Annotated in this window: 14 protein-coding genes; 6 read left to right on the top strand and 8 right to left on the bottom strand. The window is 64.9% G+C overall.

Going from position 1 to position 15,346, the window contains the following annotated elements; all coding sequences use genetic code 11:
• Positions 1 to 48: 48 nt before the first annotated feature.
• The 3 genes from HAP48_RS10600 to HAP48_RS10590 are packed head-to-tail and all read right to left on the bottom strand — an operon-like array spanning position 49 to position 2,447.
• Complete coding sequence (locus HAP48_RS10600; RefSeq protein ID WP_166213819.1) at positions 49 to 819, bottom strand: SDR family oxidoreductase; 771 nt, start codon at positions 817 to 819, stop codon at positions 49 to 51.
• A 33-nt stretch (positions 820 to 852) separates the two neighbouring features.
• Positions 853 to 1,707: an alpha/beta fold hydrolase gene (locus tag HAP48_RS10595; RefSeq protein WP_166213820.1), complete on the bottom strand. Its 855-nt coding sequence runs from the start codon at positions 1,705 to 1,707 to the stop codon at positions 853 to 855.
• 35 nt (positions 1,708 to 1,742) lie between these two features.
• Positions 1,743 to 2,447 (bottom strand): alpha/beta fold hydrolase, encoded by a 705-nt coding sequence (locus HAP48_RS10590; RefSeq protein ID WP_166213821.1) that lies wholly within the window; start codon positions 2,445 to 2,447, stop codon positions 1,743 to 1,745.
• A gap of 163 nt (positions 2,448 to 2,610) precedes the next feature.
• Here HAP48_RS10590 and HAP48_RS10585 point away from each other — a divergent pair, with 163 nt between their 5' ends.
• The 3 genes from HAP48_RS10585 to HAP48_RS10575 all read left to right on the top strand — a co-directional run bounded on the left by HAP48_RS10585 (position 2,611) and on the right by HAP48_RS10575 (position 4,525).
• Positions 2,611 to 3,213 (top strand): CGNR zinc finger domain-containing protein, encoded by a 603-nt coding sequence (locus HAP48_RS10585; RefSeq protein ID WP_166216595.1) that lies wholly within the window; start codon positions 2,611 to 2,613, stop codon positions 3,211 to 3,213.
• A 90-nt stretch (positions 3,214 to 3,303) separates the two neighbouring features.
• Complete coding sequence (locus HAP48_RS10580; protein WP_166213822.1) at positions 3,304 to 3,987, top strand: haloacid dehalogenase type II; 684 nt, start codon at positions 3,304 to 3,306, stop codon at positions 3,985 to 3,987.
• A gap of 178 nt (positions 3,988 to 4,165) precedes the next feature.
• Positions 4,166 to 4,525: a hypothetical protein gene (locus HAP48_RS10575; protein WP_166213823.1), complete on the top strand. Its 360-nt coding sequence runs from the start codon at positions 4,166 to 4,168 to the stop codon at positions 4,523 to 4,525.
• 781 nt (positions 4,526 to 5,306) lie between these two features.
• On the opposite strand, the gene HAP48_RS10570 is transcribed toward HAP48_RS10575, so the two are convergent.
• On the bottom strand, positions 5,307 to 6,800 hold the full coding sequence (locus HAP48_RS10570) for a sensor domain-containing diguanylate cyclase (protein ID WP_166213824.1): 1,494 nt from the start codon (positions 6,798 to 6,800) through the stop codon (positions 5,307 to 5,309).
• Between the two features lie 122 nt (positions 6,801 to 6,922).
• On the opposite strand from HAP48_RS10570, the gene HAP48_RS10565 reads away from it, so the two are divergent.
• Positions 6,923 to 7,180, top strand: a complete 258-nt coding sequence (locus tag HAP48_RS10565) for a DUF7662 domain-containing protein (RefSeq protein WP_166213825.1) — start codon at positions 6,923 to 6,925, stop codon at positions 7,178 to 7,180.
• 215 nt (positions 7,181 to 7,395) lie between these two features.
• Here HAP48_RS10565 and HAP48_RS10560 read toward each other — a convergent pair whose 3' ends face one another.
• From HAP48_RS10560 to metG, 3 genes are all read right to left on the bottom strand, one after another.
• Positions 7,396 to 10,272: an EAL domain-containing protein gene (locus tag HAP48_RS10560; protein ID WP_166213826.1), complete on the bottom strand. Its 2,877-nt coding sequence runs from the start codon at positions 10,270 to 10,272 to the stop codon at positions 7,396 to 7,398.
• A 120-nt stretch (positions 10,273 to 10,392) separates the two neighbouring features.
• Entirely contained in the window at positions 10,393 to 11,391 is a 999-nt protein-coding gene (locus HAP48_RS10555) for an NAD(P)H-quinone oxidoreductase (RefSeq protein ID WP_166213827.1), read from the bottom strand.
• A gap of 69 nt (positions 11,392 to 11,460) precedes the next feature.
• Positions 11,461 to 13,140, bottom strand: coding sequence for a methionine--tRNA ligase (gene metG / locus HAP48_RS10550; protein WP_166213828.1), 1,680 nt, complete (start codon positions 13,138 to 13,140; stop codon positions 11,461 to 11,463).
• Between the two features lie 271 nt (positions 13,141 to 13,411).
• Here metG and HAP48_RS10545 point away from each other — a divergent pair, with 271 nt between their 5' ends.
• Complete coding sequence (locus HAP48_RS10545; RefSeq protein WP_166213829.1) at positions 13,412 to 13,603, top strand: DUF1192 domain-containing protein; 192 nt, start codon at positions 13,412 to 13,414, stop codon at positions 13,601 to 13,603.
• 512 nt (positions 13,604 to 14,115) lie between these two features.
• Complete coding sequence (rcdA, locus tag HAP48_RS10540) at positions 14,116 to 14,628, top strand: protease adaptor protein RcdA (RefSeq protein WP_028333674.1); 513 nt, start codon at positions 14,116 to 14,118, stop codon at positions 14,626 to 14,628.
• A 39-nt stretch (positions 14,629 to 14,667) separates the two neighbouring features.
• Here the strand turns inward: rcdA and plsY are convergent, their stop codons facing one another.
• Positions 14,668 to 15,339 carry a glycerol-3-phosphate 1-O-acyltransferase PlsY gene (gene plsY / locus HAP48_RS10535; protein ID WP_166213830.1) on the bottom strand — a complete coding sequence of 224 codons (672 nt, stop codon included), beginning with the start codon at positions 15,337 to 15,339 and terminating at the stop codon, positions 14,668 to 14,670.
• Positions 15,340 to 15,346 lie beyond the last annotated feature (7 nt).

Genomic DNA, 15,346 nt, shown 5'->3' with positions numbered 1-15,346 from the left:
CCCGTCAGGAGGAAGGGGAAGACAGGGGATCACGCAGATGGCGCGGTCTCACACGGTCCTGATCTCGCCGCCATCCATGCGCAGCACAGTGCCGGTCATCCAGTGCGCCGGCGGCGACACGGCGAACGCGATGAGATCGGCGATCTCTTCCGCCGAGCCGAACCGCTTGATGCCGGCCTGCCTGAGGAAGCCTGCCTTCGCAGTCTCGACGTCGACCTGCCTGGCCGCCGCGGCCTTCTCCAGCATCGCAAGGCGCCGTCCGGTCATGATGGCGCCCGGCGATACGCAGTTCACCTGCACGCCGTCGTCGATGCCGCGCTCGGCGAATGCTTTTGCCAGCGCCTCGATCGCTGCGTTGATCGTGCCCACCGCGGCTGCGCCGGCGCGCGGCAGCACGGCGGCATTGCCTGACGTGAAGACCACCGCGCCTTGCGAGGTCTTCAGCGCATCCCAGGCGCGGATCGTCAGCCGCCTGGCGCCGTGGAATTTGAGCGCGAGGCCGGCATCCCATTGCTGGTCGGTCATCTCCAGCAAATCGATCCCGGGCACAGCGCCTGCGACATTGACCAACGCATCGATGCGGCCGAAGCGATCCAGCGTGGCCTTCACGACACCGTCGGCGGCATCAGGCGCGGCGAGATCGAGGTCGAGCGCCAGCGGCGTGGTGCCGCCGGCATCGATCTCCCGGCCTGCCTCGCGCAGCTTCTCGCCGCTGCGCGCGACGAGGACGATTGTCGTAAAATCCCGGGCGAGCCGCAGCGCGGTGGCCCGTCCGATGCCGGAGCTTGCGCCGGTCACGATGGCGACGGATTCGGTCATGTGCATATTCCCTGGTGATCGGCGCGGGTGACGTCAGCGGCTCAGGAATTCGCGGATGGCTTGCGCGATCTCGGCAGCATGCGTCTCCAGCGCGAAATGGCCGGTATCGAAGAAGCGCACCACCGCGCGCGGATTGTCGCGCTTGAAGGCTTCGGCGCCCGGCGGCAGGAAGAACGGATCGTTCTTGCCCCACACCGCGAGGAACGGCGGCTGATGGGCGCGGAAGTAATTCTGGAAGGCCGGGTAGAGCGCGACGTTGCTCTTGTAGTCGCCGAACAGGTCGAGCTGCACGTCATGGGCGCCGGGCCGCGCCATGTAGTAATTGTCGAGGTTCTGGCCATCGGGCGACACCGCCTCGGCATTTGTCGTGCCGTGGGTGTACTGCCAGCGCGTGGTGTCCGGCGTCAGGAACGCGCGCAGCGCGTCACGGTTCGCCGGCGAGGGATCCTGCCAATAGGCCTTGATCGGCGTCCAGCCGTCGCTCAGGCCCTCCTCATAGGCGTTGCCGTTCTGCGAGATGATCGCGGTGATCCGCTCCGGATGCTTGAGCGCGAGGCGGAAGCCGGTCGGCGCGCCGTAGTCGAACACATAGACCGCGTATCGGTCGAAGCCGATCACCTCGGTGAAGCGGTCGATCACGCTGGCGATGTTGTCGAAGGTGTAGGCGAACTTGTCGCGCGCCGGCATGTCGGACTGGCCGAAGCCGGGCAGATCAGGCGCCACGATGTGGAATTTGTCCGCGAGAAGCGGAAACAGATCGCGGAACATATGGCCCGCGCTCGGGAAGCCGTGCAGCAGCAAAAGCTTTGGCGCGCCGGGCGATCCGGCCTCGCGATAGAACACCTTGAAGCCATCGACATCGGCGGTGCGATATTTGAGCTGGGACATCTGTCACTCCTTGTGGTCGTGATGTGGTGGTGGGGTCAGGATTTGATTTGCGTCACAAGCCCGCTGATCGCCTCTCGGATGATGTCCGCGACCTGCGCTGGCGCTGTGACGATCGGCGTGTGATCGACGGGGTGTGAACGCACCACAGCCTTCATTCGCGCCGCCATGCTACGCTGGGTCTCCGGCGCGATCATCCGGTCGTCCTCGGCAACCAGGAACCAGCTCGGGATGTCCTTCCACCGCGGACGGCCGACCGGAACGGTGATGCAGGCCGGCGAGATCGGGCGCTGCACCGCCGCGAGCACTGCAAGTTCCTCGGCGCGCGCGCCTTGCGCGAAGGCCGATGCGAAGGCGGACTCCGGCAGCCAGATCAGGCCATTGGCGTCGGGTGCGAGTTTTGGCGCGAACGGATGTGGCGGTGCGCGATAGAACACGTCGGCGACGGTCTCGCCCTCGTCAGGCGCCAGCGCCGCGACATAGACCAGCGCCTTGACGCGCGGCGAACGGGTCTCGGCAATGACGGCGCCGGCATAGGCGTGGCCGGCCAGCACGATCGGTCCCTCGACGCGGTCCAGCGTGCGGTTCAGCGCGGCGACATCGTCCGCGAGCGAAGTCAGGGGCAGCGGCGCCGCCACCGCGGTGATGCCCTCGGCATCGAGCGCCGTGATCACCCGCGCCCAGCTCGAACCGTCGGCCCACGCGCCATGGGCGAGCACCACGCTGACATCCTTATTCGACATCTTCAGCTCCCTTGCTTTCACTGTAACCTGTCAAATGTTATTTGACAGGTTACACCGCTTATGATCCAATGCTCGTAACTTGTCAACAGGCTTTAATCAGGTTATTTGCGGCGAAGTCGAAAAGCCGCCAGGAGCCGTCACCGTGCAATCCCATCCGCCCGCGATGTTCATCGCCGACAGCCTGGGGCTCGATTTCATCAATTCGATCGCGACCCCGGTCGATACGCCGGTGGACTGGATCGCCGATGGCGACGGCCTGTTGCGCTGGCTGGCGCAGGCCAAGCTGGTGCCGTCAGATGTGCTCGATGAGCTCGGCGCACGGGCGACCGCGGGTGAGCTCGACGACGTCGCCGGTCAGGCCCGAGATCTGCGCGAATGGTTCCGCGGCTTCGTCCGCAAGCATATGGGCCGGCCGCTGACGCCGCGGGCGCTGAAAGAGCTCGAGCCGCTGAACCGGCTGCTCGAAAGCGATCAGGCGTTCAGCCGGATCGTGCCGCATCGTCACGACGAGCATGACGGCTTCGCGCTGGAGCGGATTCGGCGCTGGCGCTCGGCCACGTCGTTGCTGCTGCCGATCGGCGAGGCGATGGCCAGGGTCGTCTGCGAGGAGAGCTTTACCGACATCAAGGCCTGCGAGGGCCCGGCCTGCACGCTGATGTTCGCCGATCACACAAGGGCGCGTGCGCGCCGCTGGTGCAGTATGGCGATCTGCGGCAATCGCGCCAAGCAGGCCGCGCATCGCAGCCGGATCAAGGATAGGGGCTGAGAACCAGAGCATGATCCGGAAAAAGTACGTAGCGGTTTTCCGAAAAGATCATGCTCAAAAAAGAAGACCAACCAACAGGAGACCAGGAAAATGGCGCTTCCCTTGATTGTATTCGACGTCAACGAGACCCTGCTCGACCTCGAGACCATGGAGCCGGTGTTCGCGCGCATCTTCAACGACAAGAGCGCGATGCGACTGTGGTTCGCGAACTTCATCATGTATTCCGCCTCGCTCACGGTGGCAGGCTGCTACGTGCCCTTCACCGACATCGGCGCCGCGGTCATGAAGATGCTGGCGGATACGCGCGGCATCAGGATCGACGAGTCTGACAAGAAGGAACTGACGGAGAAATTCTCCACTATGCCGCCGCATGCCGAAGTGCCGGCGGCGCTGCGCAAACTGCGCGCCGCAGGCTTCCGCCTGTTCACGCTGACCGACAATCTGCTGGAGGTGCAGACCCGGCAGCTGACGCATGGCGGCATCGTCGATTTGTTCGAGCGGCGCTTTTCCGCTGATGGCGTCAAGCATCACAAGCCGTCGCGGCAGGCCTATGGCTATGTCGAGAGGGAGCTTGGGGCAAAACCTTCGGAGTTCTGCCTGATCGCATGCCACACCTGGGACACGCTCGGCGCGGTGGCCGCCGGCTGGGAGGCCGCGCTGATCAAGCGCCCCGGCAATGCTGTGCTCGGCGTCGGCCCGCAGCCGCAGGTCGTGGGTGACGATCTCAACGATGTCGCCGACCAGCTGATCCGCCGTTACGGCGCGAAAGGGTAACGGCCCCTGACGGATCGAGCGCTGGAGGGACGGTCAAAAGCCCCTCCAGGCCGATCGCTCGGAAGCGCATAAAACCGGAATGAAATCCATAGCGCTTTTCAACCATGCCCCTTGAGCCTTCCTCAACTTCCGCGGCCGATGCTTGCCGCGCCAAAGGGATCGACAAGGAGCTCAGAACATGCCGGCCAAGGCACGAACAACCGGACGAGCGACCGCGGCCAACGCCACCGCGCAATCGCGCGAGGATATCCTTAACGCGCGGGCCATCAGCACGCTGGGCGCCGGCGTCGTCAACGCGATGAGCGCGGTCGGCGCCGCCGTCATCAAGAAGCACAGGCCGGCGCTCGGCAAGAGCCCGGACTGGTTCTGGCACATGTTCGCGAAATGCGAGGCCAAGGCCGCCCGCATCGCCGAGCAGGCCGCGCGCGATCCGGAGGCCTGCGGCGATGCCACCTTCATCGAAATCTACGCCGCGCAATTGCCCAAGCTAATGGCCGCGGCGCTTGAGAGCCACGAGAAGGCGCTCAAGGGGAAGTAACGGAGCGTCGAGAAGAAGCTGACAACGGCGATCGTCCCGTTGTCGTTCCCATCTGCGTTGCCGCGCAGGGCAGCCATGCACGCTGAAACCATATCCCGCCACCGTTCGTATCCGAACGGTGGCGGAGGTCCGCGGCCGCGGGCTTCCGGATTTTTTCAATCCGGGGCGTTGGATGGTGAAGCACCTTGTTTCCGATGAAGAGAAGTGTGACGCGTGTAACGGGACGGGCTTTCCCGACGTGAAACAGCCGCGCGAGCCGGGACGGAAGATCTATCCGGAGCCGTGCAAGAAATGCGGCGGCAAGGGGCGGATCAGGAAGGCTGCGTGGGGCAAGTAGCCGGCCTCTCGAGGCATCGGTGCGATCGGCACCAGGCTTTCCCTGCGCCCTCTGTCCAAGGGAGGGTGGAACGAGATGCAAAGCTCGGACGATTCATTTCGCGAGAATGCGAATGTGTGACTCACAAGCCGCACCGCAAATTCACCGTCGTCCCGGCGAAGGCCGGGACCCATAACCACAAATGCTGCTTGTTGCGTGACGTTGGAACGACGACTCCCGTCCACAACACCGGCCGCGGCGTATGGGTCCCGGCCTTCGCCGGGACGACGCGTGGGGGCAGTCGCGTTCGCTACCCCATTTCCCTGAGGTGCGAGCGGAGCGAGCCTCGAAGGATCGACGGCCACCAGCCGGGCCGTGCATCCTTCGAGACGCGCTACGCGCTCCTCAGGATGACGGGTTTGGTAGTTATGCAGGAACGACGACGTTGCGAGAGCTGTGATCGCCCTACGCGACCAACGCGATCTTCGGCGCGGTTGCCAGCACCGACTGGTTGCGGCCGTTGGCTTTGGCGGCGTAGAGCGCCTTGTCGGCGGCTTCGATCAGGTCGGACCATTGCTGGCCTGTATTCGGGCGCATGCTGGCGACGCCGATGCTCACCGTCGTGATGACCTCGCCCTCGCACCATTGCTGCACCTTGGCGCGGATGGTTTCGGCCAGATTGAAGGCCTCGAGCGGGGTGGTGCTGGGCAGCAGCACGGCAAATTCCTCGCCGCCGAAGCGCGCCGGGCAATCGCCGGCGCGGCGCACCGCATCCGAGATGCAGATCGCAATCCCGACCAGCACCTGGTCGCCGGCCTGGTGTCCGTAGGTGTCGTTATAGGCCTTGAAATGATCGGCATCGATCATCAACAACGCGACCGGCTGGCCGTGCCGGCTCGCCCGGCGCCACTCGCGCTCGATCTCGGTGTCGAACTTGCGCCGGTTCTTCAACCCGGTGAGGGCGTCGGTCGTCGCCAGCTCCTCGAGCTTGTCCTCGGCGTCGGCGCGGCGGACGATCTCGCGGGCGAGGACCAGCGTCGCGCTGAGCACGAACAGGACCAGAAACGCCATGATCGCGCCGATCCGGATCGCCTCGGTCCGCCAGAGGTTGAAGACGGCTTCGAGCGGCTTGCCGACCACGACGTAGAGCGGGCCCGAGCTGCTGCGCCTGACGTAGAGCCGCGGCGTGTCGTCGACCGGACCCTTGCCGGAGTAGGCGCCGCCCGCCTTCAGATTCTCGGCCTTCCAGTCCAGTTGCTCGGCGAGGTTCTTGCCGATCACGTCGAGATCGAACGGCGTCCGCATGATGATGGTGCGGTCGTTGCGCAGCACGGTGATGGTGTCGCCCGGCGCGAGGTTGAGCCGGCCGAACATATCGTGGAAATAGCTGAAGCGGATCGAGCCGACCACGACGCCGAGAAAGCGGCCGTCCTCGCCGACGATGCGCCGGCTCAGCACGATGGCGTAGGCGCCGCGATGCAGCATCGGCCGGCTGATATACAGCCCGGCATCGGGATGGTCGCGCTGGACCGTGAAGTATTCCTCGTCGCTGCGGTTCTCCGGCCGCGGGTCGAGGCTCGCGGCGTCGATGGTCAGGTCGCCCTTGCTGTCGAACACCTGGATCGCGCCGAAATGCTTGGCGGTCGCGGCATGATCGAACAGGATCAGCTGGCGCAGTTCCTTGCTGACATTGCGGATCTCCGGCATCTCGAGATTGCCGGCGACCGCGCGCAGCGACAGGTCGTAGAGCTCGATGTTGCGGCTGATGTCGGCCTCGATGCCTGACGCGAAATTCTCCAGGGTCTGGCGGGCCAGTTGCTCCTCGCCGCGGCGCATGTCGAACATCACGCCGGCGCAGACCGCGGAGAAGCCGAGGACGGTCGCGACCGACGCGGCGATCAGCAGCTTGGCCGATAGCCGCCAGCGCCGCCTTGCGTCGTTTCCCCGTCGAAATGACATTTCCCGCTCCAAAGCTTGGTCATGCAACGGGAAATCTTGTTGTCGCCTTAAATGGCGACAGCGGCCGCCGAATGGGTTAACGGGTGGTTGCCGAAACCTGGTTTTTTGTCATCGAGGACGTTGTGAACGACTACGACGCGCTGCGGGATTATCTGAAGAAGCAGCATCTGCCCGAATTCGTCCTGACCTTCGAGGAGATCGAGGCGATCATCGATGCGGCGCTGCCGCGCGCCGCGCACCGGGCGTCATGGTGGGAAACCCTGCGCAGCCCGCAGGAGAAGATGCCGCAGCGCGAAGCCTGTCTCGACGCCGGCTACATCGCCACGCGCCAGGCCGACGGCAAGAGCGTCAGGTTCAAGAAAATGCCGAAGCCGCGGTAGAGCATGATGCGACCAGGTCGGACAGCAACCTCGCAGAAGGTGCGCTCCCTCTCCCGCTTGCGGGGGAGGGCTGGGGTGGGGGCTCTCTCCGCGAGTCGCATTGCGGAGAAAGCCCCCACCCGCACCGCATCTTCGATGCGCTGCGACCTCCCCCGCAAGCGGGAGAGGTGCAGCGAGTCCGCTGCGAGACTGATGCTGACTTACTTGATTGCGCGCTAGCTCGCGGCTTCCAGCCGTTCCTCGGTGAGCAGGCGGGTGGCGGCATCCGCATCCATCGGCTCGCCGAAGGCGAAGCCCTGGGCGTATTCGCAGCCGAGCTGGTAGAGCTCGACGGCATCCGAATCCGTCTCGGCGCCTTCCGCGACCACCTCCATGCCGAGATCGTGCGCCAGCGCGATGATCGATTTCAGGATCACCGGGCGGGTGCCGCGGCTCGTGGTGCGGACGAAAGACTGGTCGATCTTGATGGTGTCGAACGGGAAGCGCTGCAGATAGGACAGCGAGGAGTGGCCGGTGCCGAAATCGTCGAGCGACAGGCCGGTGCCGAGCTCGCGGATCCGCGCCAGCATCTGGGCGGCGTGCTCCGGATTCTCCATCACCAGCGATTCCGTCAGTTCCAGCTTCAGCGTGCCGCGCGCCACCGAGGAGCGCGACAGCACGGTACGGATATCGTGGATCAGGTCGTGGCGCAGCAATTGCCGCGACGACACGTTGACCGAAGCGAAGATCGGCTCGCGCGCCCGCATCGCGCGCTGCCACACCGCGAGCTGGCGTGCGGTCTGGTCCATCACGAACATGCCGAGATCGACGATCAGGCCGGTCTCCTCGGCGACGTTGATGAATTCCGACGGCGACATCCGGCCGAGCTTGGGATGGTCCCAGCGTACCAGCGCCTCGAAGCCCGCGATCGCGCGATCCTCGAGCCGCACGATCGGCTGGTACAGGATCGTGAGCTCCTGGCGCTCGATGGCGCGGCGCAGGTCGCTCTCCAAGGTCAGGCGGTCGGTCTTCCGCGCCCGCATCGCCGGCTTGTAGACGTCGATGCGGTCGCCGCCGATCCGCTTGGAGTGATACATCGCAAGCTCGGCGTCCTTGATGATCTCGTCCGAGAGCGGCGCGGCCGGATCGGACAGCGCCAGTCCGATCGAGGCGGTCAGGAAAATCTCGCGGTCGTTGAACGCGATCGGCGCGCGGATGGTCTTGCGGATGGTCTCGGCAAAATTGGTGATCCGCGCCGGGTCCTGCTCGGACAGCAGGATCAGGCCGAACTGGTCGCCCGCCATGCGCGCCAGCGTGTCCTGCGGCTTGAGGATGCGCGTGAGACGTCGCGCCAGCGTCAGCAGGATGGAATCGCCGACCGCGATCCCGACGGAATCGTTGACTTGCTTGAAGCGGTCGAGATCGATCACCATCAAGGTCGGCCGCAGGTTCGGCATGGTCTTGGCGAGGTTCGCCACCGCGCCGAGCCGGTCCATGAACAGCCTGCGGTTCGGCAGGCCGGTCAGATTGTCATGCACGGAGTCATGCAGCATCCGCTCTTCGGAGTTCTTGAACTCGGTGACGTCGGTGAGCGTACCGACCACGCGCGAGACCTCGCCGTCGGAGCCGACCACCGGCCGCGCCTTCAGCGCGAACCACATGAAGTGGCCGTCGGGCGTGCGCAGCCGGAAATCCTGCACCAGGCGGCCGCGGCGCTGGTCGAGCACGCTGTCGAGCGCGGCGCGGAAGCGGTCCTGGTCGAGCGGGTGCAGCACTTCGAGCCATTTCGCGGCCGGGCCTTCCAGCGTGCCGCGCTTCAGGCCGAGCAGCGCCTCGGTCTCGGGGCTCGTGAACACCTTGTCGGCGGAGACGTCCCAGTCCCAGATCAGATCGCCGGAGCCGGTCAGCGCCAAAGCGCGGCGCTCGACATCGGAGACCACGCCGGTGGTGGCGCCGCCGCCGGCGAAGGCGTGCTGCATCACGGTGAAGCCGATCAGCATCACGATCAGCACCAGGCCGCCGAGCAGCGCGGGGCCGACGATGTCGTTGGTGACGGAGCCCGCGACCGTCATGCCGGCCGCGACCACCCAGACGACCAGCAGGAACCAGGTCGGGATCAAGAGCACCGCGCGGTCGAAGCCGTGGGTCGAGAGATAGACGATCAGCGCGAAGCCGGCGAAGGCGATCATCACCAACGACATCCGCGCGATGCCGGAGGCGACCGCGGGATCGAACAGCGCCAGCGCCACCAGCGAGCCGAGGAAGAGCAGCCAGCCGATCGTGATGTGCGAGTAGCGCACATGCCATCGACTGAGATTGAGATATGCGAACAGGAACACCAGCAAGGTCGCCGCGAGGATCGCCTCGCCCGCCGCGCGCCAGACGCGCTCGGCGTTGTTCGACATGTCGAGCACCTTGCCCCAGAAGCCGAAATCGACGCCGATATAAACCAGCACCGCCCAGGCCAGCGCCGCGGCGGCCGGGAACATGATGCTGCCCTTGACCACAAACAAGATCGTGAGCACAAGCGCGAGCAGGCCCGAGATGCCGATCACGATGCCCTGGTACAACGTGAACGAGTTGACCTTGTCCTTGTAGGCGTCGGGTTCCCACAGATAGAGCTGCGGCAGCTTGTCGGTGCGCAGTTCCGCGACAAAGGTGACGACAGCGCCGGGATCGAGCGTAATGCGGAACACGTCGGCGGTCGGGCTCTCCTGCCGCTCGGGGCGATCGCCGACCGACGGCGTGATGGTGGCGATGCGCGACAGGCCGAGGTCGGGCCACAACAGGCCTGATGACACGATGCGGTAGTGCGGCGCAACGATCAGACGGTCGAGCTGGTCGTCGGTGTTGTTGGCGAGTGCGAACACCACCCAGTTCTGTCCGCCTTCGCGGGCGCGGACTTCGATGCGGCGCACGATGCCGTCGGTTCCAGGTGCGGTGGAGACCTGGATGCGGTCGGTTTCGCTGCGTTGATGGTCGAGAACAGCGGTGAGGTCGATCGCCGGCGCATCGCTGCGCACGCTGACCGCATCGATCGCATACGCGTCAGGCGCAGCAGCAAACATCATGAGGCCCAGCGCGAGCAGCGCAAGGCACCTGATCAGACGCAATGTCAGTACTCCGCGATCGACAAACTGACCGGGCCCGGCGACCGGCCCGGCGGTGGCGCGATAAATGACACGAAAGCGAAGGGAATCAAAGGGTTTCCGCCCCTGCTTCCGTCGCGAGAGTTAAACGACCAACACAATTTTGCCAATATGTTCGCTGGTCTCCATGCGCCGGTGCGCGTCGGCGGCCTTTTCCAGCGGGAATGTGCTGTCCATCAGCGGCTTGACGCGGCCTTCGCGCAACAAGGGCAGCACCTTTGCCTCGATTGCCGCGACCATCGCCGCCTTGTCCGCATTACTACGGGGGCGCAGGGTCGAGCCGGTGTGGTGCAGCCGCTTGACCATCAGCTTGGCAAAATTGGCTGACGCCTTCGGTGTTCCCGACAGGAACGCGATCTGGACGATGCGGCCCTCAACCGCGGCGGCGTCGTAGTTGCGGTCGATATAGTCGCCGCCCACCATGTCGAGGATGACATTTGCCCCGGCGCCGCCGGTGGCCGTCTTCACGGCTTCGACGAAGTCGTCAATCTTGTAATTGACCGCGTGATCGGCGCCGAGCTTGAGGCAGGCATCGGCCTTGTCCTGCGAGCCGACGGTGACGATCACCTTGGCGCCGAACGCCTTGGCAAGCTGGATCGCCATCGTGCCGATGCCCGACGAGCCGCCGTGAATCAGCAGCGTCTCGCCGGCCTTCAGCGCGCCGCGCTCGAACACATTGTGCCAGACCGTCATCAGCGTTTCCGGGATGGCGCCGGCCTCCTGCATCGTGAGCTGCGGCGGCACGGTCATCGCCTGCGCGTCCTGCGCGATGCAATATTGCGCGTAGCCGCCACCGGCGACCAGCGACATCACCTTGTCGCCGATCTTGTGCGTCGCGCCTTCACCGAGCGCCACCACTTCGCCTGTGATCTCGAGGCCGGGCAGGTCGCTTGCGCCGGGCGGCGGCGGATAGGAGCCGGAGCGCTGCGCGACGTCGGGGCGATTGACGCCGGCGGCCGCGACCTTGACCAGGATTTCGCCGGCCTTCGGCACCGGCAGCGCGCGGGTTTCCGGCACCAGAACTTCGGGGCCACCGGGCTTGCTGATGGCAACGACGGTCATTTGCGCGGGCAGGTTTGTCATGATTCGTCCCTGGTCGGTGAAGAGGATTGGCTTGTGGCATACCGCCTTTTGCTACGAAGCGAAACGCCCTTAAGCCCCGAACCGCGCCGTCAGATGGCCTGCTTTCTCGGGGGTGATTTTCTCGACCAGCGGGCCGAGCTTTGCAACCGGCGTGCCGGCGCCTTGATCCAGCAGCGGGGTGAGTGGGCCATTGGGCCAGCACGGCACGGCGTCGTCGTGGCCGAAGGCGCGGAGCACGCGTTCCGACAGAGTTGGCACGATGCTCCACGCCAGCGTGGCGCAGAGCGCGACGAGATTGAGTCCCGTGCGGGTGATGACCGCCGCGCGGACTGGATTAGACTTGATGGCGGTCCATGGTGCTGCGTGCTGCAGGTACGCGTTCGCGGTGTCCCAGATCGCGCGCGTCGTTGCGGCCGCGGCACGAAACTCCAGTGCGGTGTGATGGCGGTGGAGCGCTGCGATGCGCTGCTCCAGATCATGCGCAAGCTCTCGCTCGGCCTCACCGGGCACGCCACCTTCGGGGATGCGGCCGTCGAAGGCGCGATGGGCAAAGCTGATGATACGGTTGGCGAGGTTGCCGAAGATGTCGGCGAGATCCTTGTTCACGTCGGCAACGAATCTCGCGACGCCAAAATCGGTGTCGGCGCTTTCGGGCGCGTTGGCGATCAGCCACCAGCGCCAGAGATCGGCCGGCAGTTCATCCAGCGCCGCATCGGTGAAGATGCCGCGCTTCCTGCTGGTCGAGAACTTGCCGCCCTCGTAATTGAGCCAGTGGAATCCCTTGATGACATCTGCGGTCTTCCAAGGCTCGCCGGAGCCGATCAATGTCGCCGGAAAACTCACGGTGTGGAACGGGATGTTGTCCTTGCCGAGAAACTGGATGTAGCTGACGTCGTCGGCCTGCCACCACCATTGTCGCCAGTCGCGATCAGGCGCGGCAGCGGCCCATTCCTGTGTCGCCGCGATGTAGCCGATCGGCGCATCGAACCAGACATAGAACACCTTGCCGTCGAAGCCGTCGCGCGGGACGGGGATGCCCCAGGCGAGGTCGCGCGTGATGCAGCGGTCGCGCAGATCTGCATTGAGCCAGCTCTTTGCGGTCGAGACCACGAAAGGCGGCCATCCGGTGCGGCTGTCGATCCATGCGCCGATTGTCTCGACCAGCTGCGACTGGCGCAGGAACAGATGATTGCTGTCGCGGATCTCGAGCGCACGGTCGCCTGATAGCGCCGAGTGCGGATCAATGAGTTCCGGCGGATCAAGCAGCGTGCCGCAAAGGTCGCATTGATCGCCGCGCGCGGAGGGATCGCCGCAATGCGGGCAGGTGCCGAGCACGTAGCGGTCGGGCAGGAAGCGCCGGTCGGCTGGCGACCATACCTGTTGCGAGGTGCGCGCCTCGATCAACCCGGCTGCGTCGAGCCGGCGATGGAAGTGCTGCGTCAGCGCATGGTTATGCGGCGCGCTGGTGCGGCCGAAATGATCGAAGGACAGACCGAAGCGCCGATAGATGTCGGCCTGGACGGCGTGCTGCGCATCGCAGAACTCCCTGACATCCTGTCCGGCCTCGATGGCGCCGAGTTCGGCGGGGGTGCCGTGCTCGTCGGTGGCGCAGATGAACAGCACGTCGCAGCCGGTCTGCCGCCGGAACCGGGCATGGACATCGGCGGGCAGCAGCGAGCCGATCAGATTGCCGAGATGCTTGACGCCGTTCACGTAAGGAAGCGCGCTGGTGATGAGAATTCTGGTCATGGGTTAAGGTCTTTCGCGTTTGCTGATGCCGACCCCCGAAAGATCAAATCGGAAAATCAAAAAGCCCTCCCGCATGATCGGAAGGGCTTGGGGTCGGCTCATGCCTGGCGCGTCGACGCGCGCTATCCCGTCCGGTCAGACTCCTTGCGGTCGGGCCGGGGCATTCGCGTCAGATGTTGCGCGCGCACGAAAGTCACTGCAAAATTCTCCTCACCCAAAATCTATCATCTCTGGACGCGAGGCGCCAGATCATCATTGCCGGGAGGGCAACATGCCGATTGAGGAAGACGACCGGCCGAAGAAAAAGATCAGCCACGAGATCGGCCAAGATCTCTACCTGCTCTCGGTCGAGGATTTGACCGAGCGGATCGCGCTGCTCACTGCGGAAGTCGATCGGTTGAAAGAGGCGATGACGAAGAAGCGCGCGTCAAAGGACGCCGCTGACGCGTTCTTCAAGTCCTAGCTCTTCGACATCACATCACGTCGTCCCGGACAAGCGAGCAAAGCGAGCGCGATCCGGGACCCATAGCCACGGCTGTTCCTTGTCGCCTACGGTTGGGCCGCACCTGCGCGCAACGCGGGCATTGGTGGTTATGGGTCCCGGCCCCCGTGCGCGCACTAGGCCGGGACGACTCATGGGGATCAACTTGGACCTGTCCCAAACTAGGTCAATGGCCGACATGGCAAACAAAGCCTGAAGAAATCCGCTCATTTACGGTCGGTTAAGCTTTCTCGATTATGACTGCATTGTCCTCGTTTGGACACCGAGTGGCTCCTGTCCACTCTGTTTGACGCCTCCCTGTTATCAACTTCAAAAGCCGCCGGAAACGGCGGCTCTTTTTTGTGCGTCCTATCGGCCGGAAACCATAAATCGGGTTGCGGCTGGACTCTTCGGCGCGCCCGCGCAATGATTTGTTCATCATAAGCTGGCGCGTCAGATGCCAGCGGGCGTTACGTGGTGTGAGGGCGTTAACCATGGCCGATCGTTCCCAGAGCGAAGCCGGGCTTGTACTGTTCAGCGAACGGCTGACCAATTCAGCGGCATTTGGCGTGCTGTTCCGGGAAGGCATGGACCTGGTCGAGCAGACCGCCGCCTATCTCGACGGCGACGGACGTGCCGAGGCCAAAGCGCTGGAACGTTCCGTCAGCCTGACTTATGCCACCGAAAGCATGCGCCTGACCACGCGGCTGATGCAGCTCGCGTCGTGGCTGTTGCTGCACCGCGCGGTCAAGGAAGGCGAGATGACGCTGACCCAGGCCAATCGCGAGAAGACCAAGGTGAAGCTGTCGGCCGCCGATCCCGGCCCCGCCGACATGGTCACCAAGCTGCCGGAGCAATTGCAGCAACTGATCGCCCGCTCGATGGATCTGCAGGCGCGGGTGCGCCGGCTCGACACCACGATCCACGCGCCGGCGCCGGATCGTTCGACCATCGGCAACCCGCTGGTGCCGCAGCTCAACCGTCTCAAGGCCGCCTTCGAGCAGTAAGATCGGCGCGCGGCGCGGTTCGGACCGCGTCTTCATGATTTAGGTCGGGCGCGCACCTTGTCCCAGCCGTGGCTCGGTCCCGGCGAGCAGCCGCTGAATGTTGGCCCGGTGGCGCGCAATCACGTAAAGGCTGCCTGCGATCACCAGCAACCGATAGGGCAACGGTTGCTCCAGCGCGCAGACGAGGGCGACCGCCGTCAACGCTGCCAGCATCGAGCTGAGTGAAACGATCCGAGAGATGGCCAGCACGGCGAGAAAGACCGTCGCGGCTCCCAGACCGACCGGCCATGACAGCGCCAGCAACACGCCGAGCCCGGTCGCCGCGGATTTGCCGCCCGTAAAATTCAACCAGATCGAACGGCCGTGTCCGAGCAACACAGCAAGTCCGGCCAGGCAAACAACCCAAGGCACGGCCCAAGCCGTCCAGCTCTCAAGATCAAGCGCGGCCGGCGGCGTGACGGTCGCGAGCCAGGGATAGAACCAGCGGGCAAACACGATCGCTGCCGCACCCTTCAGCACATCGACCAGCAGAACCACCAGCGCAGGCCATGGCCCCAGGGTGCGCAACACGTTCGTTGCTCCCGTGGATTTCGAGCCATGCTCTCGAATGTCGATGCCCTTGAGCAGCTTCCCTGCCAGATAGCCTGATGGCGTCGCCCCGAACAGATAGGCGATCGCCAGTCCAGCTACGCTCGCACTCCAGAACATCATGGCAGTC

Source organism: Bradyrhizobium septentrionale (genome assembly GCF_011516645.4).
Classification (GTDB): Bacteria; Pseudomonadota; Alphaproteobacteria; order Rhizobiales; family Xanthobacteraceae; genus Bradyrhizobium; species Bradyrhizobium septentrionale.
Note: the sequence above shows the minus strand (reverse complement) of the source record. Positions and strands in the feature narration are given on the sequence as shown.